Origin of the sequence: Puia sp., assembly GCF_036500295.1 — a bacterium.
Classification (GTDB): Bacteria; Bacteroidota; Bacteroidia; order Chitinophagales; family Chitinophagaceae; genus Puia.
In genome coordinates, this window is the sequence record NZ_DASYCH010000076.1 from 1 (window position 1) to 8082 (window position 8082).

Annotated in this window: 8 protein-coding genes and 1 pseudogene; 6 read left to right on the forward strand and 3 right to left on the reverse strand. The window is 54.6% G+C overall.

Translation table 11 applies throughout. The annotated features are described in order from the left end of the window. Positions 1 to 134: 134 nt before the first annotated feature. Positions 135 to 3278, forward strand: a complete 3144-nt coding sequence (locus VGM48_RS15075) for a sensor histidine kinase (RefSeq protein WP_331580511.1) — start codon at positions 135 to 137, stop codon at positions 3276 to 3278. Positions 3279 to 3287: 9 nt separating this feature from the next. Further along, positions 3288 to 4049, forward strand: coding sequence for a LytTR family DNA-binding domain-containing protein (locus VGM48_RS15080; RefSeq protein WP_331580513.1), 762 nt, complete (start codon positions 3288 to 3290; stop codon positions 4047 to 4049). A gap of 7 nt (positions 4050 to 4056) precedes the next feature. On the opposite strand, the gene VGM48_RS15085 is transcribed toward VGM48_RS15080, so the two are convergent. Then, complete coding sequence (locus VGM48_RS15085; RefSeq protein ID WP_331580515.1) at positions 4057 to 5076, reverse strand: acetamidase/formamidase family protein; 1020 nt, start codon at positions 5074 to 5076, stop codon at positions 4057 to 4059. Positions 5077 to 5129: 53 nt separating this feature from the next. Here VGM48_RS15085 and VGM48_RS15090 point away from each other — a divergent pair, with 53 nt between their 5' ends. Together VGM48_RS15090 and VGM48_RS15095 are read left to right on the forward strand one after the other, a co-directional pair. Then, positions 5130 to 5477: a VOC family protein gene (locus tag VGM48_RS15090; protein ID WP_331580517.1), complete on the forward strand. Its 348-nt coding sequence runs from the start codon at positions 5130 to 5132 to the stop codon at positions 5475 to 5477. A 63-nt stretch (positions 5478 to 5540) separates the two neighbouring features. Beyond that, positions 5541 to 5744 carry a hypothetical protein gene (locus VGM48_RS15095; protein ID WP_331580520.1) on the forward strand — a complete coding sequence of 68 codons (204 nt, stop codon included), beginning with the start codon at positions 5541 to 5543 and terminating at the stop codon, positions 5742 to 5744. Here VGM48_RS15095 and VGM48_RS15100 read toward each other — a convergent pair. Beyond that, positions 5741 to 6517 carry a hypothetical protein gene (locus VGM48_RS15100; RefSeq protein WP_331580522.1) on the reverse strand — a complete coding sequence of 259 codons (777 nt, stop codon included), beginning with the start codon at positions 6515 to 6517 and terminating at the stop codon, positions 5741 to 5743. The genes VGM48_RS15095 and VGM48_RS15100 overlap by 4 nt on opposite strands. Positions 6518 to 6549: 32 nt before the next feature. Here VGM48_RS15100 and VGM48_RS15105 point away from each other — a divergent pair, with 32 nt between their 5' ends. Beyond that, positions 6550 to 7164: a hypothetical protein gene (locus VGM48_RS15105; protein WP_331580524.1), complete on the forward strand. Its 615-nt coding sequence runs from the start codon at positions 6550 to 6552 to the stop codon at positions 7162 to 7164. A gap of 7 nt (positions 7165 to 7171) precedes the next feature. Here VGM48_RS15105 and VGM48_RS15110 read toward each other — a convergent pair whose 3' ends face one another. Beyond that, a complete protein-coding gene (locus VGM48_RS15110; RefSeq protein WP_331580526.1) occupies positions 7172 to 7324 on the reverse strand; it encodes a hypothetical protein in 153 nt (50 codons plus the stop codon). Between the two features lie 252 nt (positions 7325 to 7576). On the opposite strand from VGM48_RS15110, the pseudogene VGM48_RS15115 reads away from it, so the two are divergent. Continuing rightward, positions 7577 to 8082, forward strand: a pseudogene (locus tag VGM48_RS15115) (hypothetical protein); the annotation flags it as partial.

The window sequence follows — 8082 nt, forward strand, 5'->3', positions numbered from 1 at the left end:
AATCTAAGGAGCGGAGGCTGCGGAACAGCAACCGGCGTCCTTTCTTTCGGGAACGGAGAACGAAAAAATGGGGCGGATTTGTTGATTTTGGTTTGTAATTTTAATCGACCAAATGAACGCCTGCACCGGCTTCTATGCGACAACACCACTTGTTCCTCCTGGCTTTTTGGATGCTTTTTTTGACGGCCCCGGCGTCAAACGCGCAGTCGTTTGGAGACAGCAGCTTCACCCACTACACACGAACGGAAGGGCTTTCAAATAATTATATCTCCGGCATCGTACAGGATTCGCTCGGGTATATCTGGGTAGCCACCCGAAAGGGACTGAACCGGTTTGACGGAAGGTTCTTCACCAGCTACTATACCGGCAGCGGAGAAATGTCGCTCCCCGCGAATTGCATCTCACTGCTGAAGATGCAGGGCGAGGAAATGATCGGTAGTACGACGGCCGGATCCTTTGTCTTCAATACCGGCACCAGGCGATTCCGGCGGCTGACGGTACCCTGCGATGCATCCATTTCCTATTGGGAGAACAATGTCTATGAGACGTCCCGCGACAAACGGGGCAACTATATCCTTTCAACCAAGACGGGTCTCTATGTCTTTGATTCGTCAGGCTCGATCATCAATCGCTATGATCATTATCTGCCGGCGGATGCCGGGCGGCAAGAGCTGATCTTCGGCGGGAGCCTCTATGAATATGGGGATGGGCATGTCCTGCAGGAGAATTCGGTGGTGTTCTCCAATTACGATGTCGGCCGCAACCGGATCGATACTTTTTTTGTCAATCGCCATCCCGAGCTCAAGAAGGCGTTGCTCGACCGCAACGAGCAGCACCGGCTCTGCTATTCGGGCCGGAAGAACGAGCTGTTGATCCACAACGCGGAGAAAAATACGTTGAACGCCTACGATCTGCTGAACGCCAGGAGCTGGGAAATGCCGCTGCCCTTCGACGGCCTGCGCGAGATAGACGAGCAGGACAGCAAGATCATTATGCTGACCGATAGTCTGATCGCGATAACCTGTAAAGCCAGCGGGATCTATGTGCTTCATTATCATCCCGTCAATCACACGGTGACCTTTTGCGCCAAATACCTGGACGGCAAGCAGTGCACCACGGTCTTTAAGGACCGGGAAGGAAGGCTTTGGATTGGAACAAATGAGGGACTGTATAAAGAGAATTTGTCGAGCCCCTTCTTTACCGCCTATGATCTTTCCACCGAGCAGCCGGACCTGCGGAACTGCAATATCCGAACGATCTGGTCGGATTCGGCGAATCTTTTCATCGGGCTCCGCAACAAGGGCGGGGTACTGGTGCTGGATAAGGATACGAAACAGACGAAACACCGGGTCTTTTTCGGGGACAAGGAATCGAACAGCAATGACATCGGCGTATTTATTCCGTATAATGCCGACACTCTCTGGGTCGGCACGAGAAAAGGACTGTTCTGGCTGGACCGGAAGCGATTCAACAGTGGCAGGGTATCGGCGCCGCCGGATCTCGCCTGGATCGCCGATTATAATATCCTATGCTGGTGGGTAGACCGGGACAAGGATATCTGGGTCTCCTTTGGCCGGCTGAACAGCGTCGTCCGGTATGATCCGCGACGGCGGCAGTTCACGGAGATCTCCGAGCGGCAGTGGCCGCAGATGAAGATCACCTATTGCTTCAGCATGGCGGAGGATCGGAACGGGAATATGTGGCTGGGCGGTGATGGGCTTTGCCGTTTCAATGGTCGCAAACAGGCCATCGATACGCTGATCCCTTATCCTTCGCTGGCCCGCAAACTGCCTAATTACGCGCAGATCATCGACGTGGACGAGAAGAACAATCTCTGGTTATACTCTTCCAATAACGGGATCCTGCAATTCAACTGCACCGATTTTACGACGGAGATGCGTAAAGAAGAGAACTACCTGACGGATGGGGACGTGCTGAACAGCAGTTGTATCATTCGTGGGAATATCTGGCTGGGAATGGAGAACGGGATCACCGGCTTTAATATCCGCAACGGCGAAAGCAAGTCTTTCTCTTACACCGATGGCCTGCCGACGGTGGCGATCACGTCGACGGCGAAGGGTTTCTATTATGACGAGCAGGCGAATATCTTCTATTTTGGCAGCAAGCGGCACCTGATCAGCTTCCAACCGGACCTTTCGCTGGCGCCGCAGAAGACCCCGGCTCTCTTCCTCGACGGCATCAGCACCGGAACGGGGGTCAGCCTTGAGAATACCGAACGGATAGACCTGAGCAATTCGGATAATAATCTCCAGATAAACTTCAATGCCGTCAACTTCACGAATCCAGAGGGAAACCGGTTTGCCTACCGGATCACGCCGGGAACGGACACCGGCTGGCGCCTGCTCAACTGGCAGCGGAGCATCAACTTCAATAATCTCGAGCCGGGTGAATATCATGTTATGCTAAAGCTGTTCTCGGCCAGTAACCGTTGGCCGGAGCAGATGAAAAGCCTGCTGATCATCGTTCACCCACCGTATTGGAAACAGTGGTGGTTCCTGATCCTGGCGGGGGTACTGGCAGTGGCGATGGTCTTGCTGATCTACAAGTTGCGGGTGGGACGCATCCGGGAGAAGCTCAGCCTGGACAAACAGATGGCGGAGTACGAGATGAAGGCGCTGCATGCGCAGATGAACCCCCATTTTATCTTCAATGCGTTGAACAGCATCCGGGAAATGATCCTGCATGAGGACAACCGGAACGCTAGCCGCTATCTGAGCCGGTTTGCCCGGCTGATCCGGCTCAACCTCGAGCATTCCCGGCAGACCTTTATCACGCTGCGACAGAACAATGAATACCTGGAGAGCTATCTCGAGATGGAGCAGTTGCGGTTCTCCGACTTCACGTACCAGATCCTTGTCTCCTCCGACGAAGGCCTGGATATCGACGAGATCCGCCTGGCCCCGATGTTGATCCAGCCGCTGGTCGAAAATGCCATCTGGCATGGACTACATCCAAAGGATAAGGATAAGCAACTGCTTATTCAGTTTTATCTCGATGACGGTCATCTCGTCTGCGAGATCGAGGACAACGGTATCGGGATCCGGCAGTCGCTGCAGAACAAGGACCAGACGAAATCCGTGCATCGGAGCATGGGCATCGCCAATATCCGGCAGCGGATAGCGGTATTGAACGAAAAATACCGGATGAGCTGTTCGCTGAGTATAAAAGACAAGATCGATGTGCCGGGCCGGTTGGGCAGCGGTACTTTGATCACCCTGACCCTGGCAGCGCAGGAGGAAGAGCTGCTGATAGAATAAATTTTTTCCATGATCAAGACCATTATCGTTGACGACGAGCCGCGGGGGCTGAGCAGCCTCCGGAAATTGCTGGAACTGAATTGTCCCGAGGTAAAGATCCTTGCGGAATGCGCCGATGCACGGACTGCGCTGGACCGCATCGCAGATCTCGAGCCGGAACTGGTATTCCTGGATATCGCGATGCCCGAGAAGAACGGCTTCGACCTGCTCAACGAGCTGAGCCCGGTGCCCTTCGAGGTGATCTTCGTGACGGCGCATAATGAGTATACTATCCAGGCCTTTAAATACAGCGCAGTGGACTACTTGCTCAAGCCCGTGGACGAGGATATGATGGTCGAGGCGGTGAAGCGGGCGCAGCAGCGGATAGCGGATAAGGCTTCGGCGCAGCAGGTGGAAACCTTTTTGTACAATCTACACAAGGTGCAGACGCCTGCGGAGATGAAACTCTGTATCCCCGATATGAAGGGGTTCCGGGTGATCCACCTGGCGGATGTCGTCTATTGCGAGAGCGACAGCAGCTACACCATCTTTCATTTACTGAACGGGACGGTGCTGACGGCTTCCCGGTCGATCATCGAGTATGAAATGCTGCTGGAGCGCAGCGGGTTCTGCCGGATACACAAATCCTTTTTGGTCAATCTGCATCATATCAAAGAATATATGCGCGGGGAAGGCGGCAGCGTCATCCTGACCAACGATAAGGTGATTGAGGTGTCGCGCCGAAAAAAGGAAGTATTTATGGCGAAGATGAAGGAACTTTTTAACTATTAATGTCTGTTTACTTCACGAAGATCTTTTTTGGCAGCATGACATGGACTCCGACATTTCCATCGACGAGCTCGGTGATGTCCACATCGGCGGCAACGCTGCAGAGCATATAGGCGTCCGCCTGGCTCATGTGTTTTTCCTGCATCAGATAGGCGATCATTTCGCGGACGGCGATATGCGTGGCTGCGTTGAGGTCCCGGTCGCAGCCCATGGCGATCACGTGCGTTGCGGTCTCCGCGCGCGGCCAGCGAAGCGACTTGCCTTTATGGACGATGAACTGGAGCTTCCCGATGAGGGAGGTTTCGATGGCGGTGATATCCACTTCGCCATTGCCCTGGGCGGCATGGCCGTCCCCAATCTCGAACAGGGCGCCTTTTACAAAGACGGGGTAGTAGATCGAAGTGCCGGCGACCAGCTCCTTGTTATCGAGGTTGCCGCCATGGATCCACGGTGGGGCGCTGTTCCAGCGACCGGCTTCTTTTGGCGGGGCTACCCCGAGACTGCCGAAGAAGGGATGCAGGGGGATCTCGATCCCGTCGGCCCAGCGGGCGATATTCTTTTTCGCATCAAGGGGAACGATGCGCATATTGCGGGCAAAGATCTCGTCGGAAAGGAAGCCGGCGCTGCCGATGGCGTTGTAGCCATAGGGAATGGCGAGGTCGATGGTCTGGAGCCGGACCTCGAGGACGTCGCCGGAATCGGCGCCTTCGACATAGATCGGCCCGGTGAGGATATGACCGCCGGGGCCTTTGTCTTTCATCGACTGGACGTCTCGCAGTTGTTTCTCCACCTGGTCGGCGGGGACGCCGGCGGCTTCCAGACGTTCGGGATTGGAGGTGATGAGGGTGTGCACTTTTACGAAATCACCGGATTTGACCTTCAGCGCCGGGGGATACTCCGACCAGTAATGGCCCCAGGCCACGGTGGATGGGGTCGGCTCGAGAATATAGGGGTTCGATTCTGTGCCCTGCTGGGCGAAGAGGGCCCCGGTGAGTGCGAGGAGGCCGAGGGTAAGGCCGGTTCTAAGCATTTGAGTCGTTTTGGTCTGTGTAAATATAGGTATCTTAGGATAAATTAATTGTTATGGGAAATCCGGTAGTTCATTTCGAGATCGGGTGCAAGGACCTGGCGGGCACTACGAGCTTTTATACGGAGATATTTAACTGGGCGGCGACGCCGACGCCTTATGCTTCGTTGCTGGATACGCGTTCAGACGGTGGGGCGACCGGGCATATCACGGCGTTGGGCCATGAGCCGCATCAGTATATTACTTTTTACATCCAGGTGGAGGATATTGCCGAAACGCTTACGAGGATCGAGGCTGCCGGCGGAAAGAAGGTGATCGGACCGGTACCCCTGCCGGACGGAAAAAAGTTTGCCTGGTTCAGCGACCCCGGCGGGAATATGGTAGGGTTGATTACCAAGGGGTAAGATTTGGTGTTTTTTTGCTATTTTTTTATTATTTTGGTCGGGTTCAACCAACCCCCCCTTGCCATGGACTATCTTCTTTTCTTTGCCGGCATCGCGCTAATCGTGCTGGCGTCTTATTTCATTTCTGCGGCGGTTTACAGGCGTATGACGAAGAACGGTAGCAAGGCCGCGACGGTCGTCGGCGTGATCACGTTTGTCGTGAGCGTTCTTCTCATTGGATTTTCGGTCCTTGCGCTTGTGCTGATGAATGTCCGGGTCGAGCGCTAACGACGAAAGGGCGAGGTTGCGCGGTTGCGGTAACCGTGGAGTCCACTGCTGATGAACAGGATGCCGGCCATGCCGAAGGCGGCGACGGACACGGCCCAGGCGCGGTCGAGGTTGCCGATGGCGATCGCGACGAGCCCCCAGACGCCTACCAGCGCGAACTCGCGCATATTCCTTTCCCAGGTCATATAAAGATGTAAAGCTCCGGCGATGAACACGAAGATGATCGCCCAGATGGCGGCATGAATACCCAGGCCGTTCCACTCTATTTTCCTCAGCCAGAAAGCGAGATTGGCGAAGAACGCCAGGCTGATCCAGCCTGCATACAGGCAGAAAGGCCACCATACGAAGAGGATCGTGCGGAAGGGAGGGTCGGTAAGTTCCATATCGGTTCGCCGGATGATCATCATAAGCGAGAGAGCGAGGACGAGCATGAGCAGGATGGAAAGACCGGTGTCTCCATACACAAAGGCCAGCACCCAGCAACTGTTTGCGATGCAGGAGAGGAGGAACCAGCCGCCGATGCGGTCCACCAGCGTGGTGGCTTCGGAGTTGCCGGAGAGGGCGCGACCCTGGTAAGCGGCGAAGCCGATGAGGGCGAGATAGATGAGGCTCCAGATGGAGAAGGCATAGCGGGCGGGCATGAAGTAAGTGGGGAAGGCGGCGGAGACGGAGGCGATCGTGTTGCCGCCAAAGGCGCCTGTATTGGATAGGTAGTTGATGATGATCGTGGCGGCGAGGGCGAAAATGTTGGCCAGGGGAAGGAGCTTTTTCATGGCTTTTTGTAGGAGGAAGCAAAAAGCCGGCCATGGAAGCGGTATCTTGGGAGCAAATTTGTTTGATGCAGGCGGCGGAAAAAATAATGGGTTTGGCGGCAGGTATTATCATTGGAAGCGCACAGGTGATCTACCTCATCAATACGGTGATGAAGAAGGTGCGGCCAAGCGTCCTTTCTTGGACGGGCTGGGCTTTTTTGATGGGGACGAGTGTCGTCTCGCAGGTGGTCAGCAAGGGCTGGCAGTGGAGCATGACGGGAGTACTTTGTTCGACGGTGGGATGTTTCACTATCGGGATGGTGGCGCTGGCGACGCGGAATTATTCCTTCGAGCGGAAGGACTGGCAATATGTGGTTTGGGGCGCGTTGTGCGTGGCGATCTATCTTTTGTCTGGGAATCCCTGGATGACGACGATATTCGCCATTTTCGCCGATGGGATCTTAGCGATCCCGACGGTGGTCAAGGCGTGGCGGGACCCGCTCTCCGAGCGATCGCTGGCCTGGGTGCTGGGTGTGGTGTCGTCGACGTTGGCCCTGATCATTTGCGTCGGGCATGACTGGATTTATGTATTATTCCCGGCGTATTTGTTTGTATTCAACGGGGCGATGGCGTTTCTCACGCGTCTGCCAACCAGGCTTCCAGCCTGACGACTTTTTAGAAGCCGCCCGACTGGATGATCAGATGGGTAAGGAAGCTGAGGTAGGCGATTGCATAGACGCCGATAAGTCCGGCAAGGCCGATGAATTTCCGGTTGTCGAGAAGGGAGATCTTTCCCTCCATTTCGCGGATGGATTCTTCGATGGGCATAAGGTCAAATTTTATACGTTATTAAGGGGTTGAATAACGGATATTGGAGGATACTGCATTTATTGGTACAAACTGGGAAACGGATTGTAACCGGTTGTCGGAAATATTTTCTTAATAGTATTGATTATCAGTACTTTGTAAGTATTTCGTCCCATACGGTTACGAATATGCACCCAGCGGTTACCAATACTTAGAGATACCAGGAATAATTCGTATTTTGTTAAGCGTAAACCCCTATTAAAAAACCTACTTATGAAGACTATTCCGTTGATCGCCGTTATCCTTGTAATCGCGGCATTTGCCTGTGGCAAAGCTATTCCGGCTACGGACCCCAATTCGCCCGGATTTGTCGGCTCGCGGAATGGCCCGCACGGCCGTGATTCGGCGACCAGGCATGACACCAGTGCTCCCAAACCAAGCGATACGACGCATCCGGCCAAGCCGGATACGACAACCGTTCCTACGCCTCCGTTCCCTCAGCATACGGTAGACAGTCTCAATAATAACAATCCGGGCAGCCCGAGCACGCCTTCTAATCCTGGCAGTCCCAGCAATCCGGGTACACCAGGAAATCCAAGTACACCGGGCACCCCGAGCACTCCGGCTGTTCCAGTTGCACCTACGGCCCCGAGTTGTCCGGTGCTTCCGATCTATGGGGACACCCTCATTTTCCAACAACCTTCAGGTAGCGACTATATCTTCTATCCCGTGAACAGTCCGGGGACCGGAAAATATTTTAGCTGGCCGACGGGCATGGT